This window comes from Paraburkholderia sp. SIMBA_027, from assembly GCF_046535315.1.
GTDB classification, from domain to species: domain Bacteria; phylum Pseudomonadota; class Gammaproteobacteria; order Burkholderiales; family Burkholderiaceae; genus Paraburkholderia; species Paraburkholderia tropica.
On the sequence record NZ_JAWRWY010000639.1, the window covers coordinates 1 to 270 of the forward strand.

Annotated in this window: 1 protein-coding gene; it reads right to left on the bottom strand. The window is 57.0% G+C overall.

What is annotated here, in order from left to right:
* A partial coding sequence (locus tag SB764_RS40565; protein WP_410866837.1) for a hypothetical protein occupies positions 1 to 259 on the bottom strand: 259 nt, incomplete at its 3' end.
* Positions 260 to 270 lie beyond the last annotated feature (11 nt).

The following is a 270-nucleotide window of genomic DNA, read 5'->3' on the forward strand; positions in this document are numbered from 1 at the left end:
CTACGTCATCGCGTACCAACTCGCGCCTGCCATCCGCTTCGACCAGCCAAATTTCAAACATATCTTTTTTGTTTGGGTCGTGACCGACCGAGACATGACGCAGCACACCGGTTTCGCAATTGCGCCACGCGTCACCGGCGAATCCGTCACCTCGGCTGATGCGTCGATCATGTTCCGGCGCACGTTCAAACGCTACGGCTCTCGGTGCTGCGCTCGCATGACTAGCGGCCTTCTCAGCTTCAGTGAGGATCTCGCTCATCGTGTTTTCCT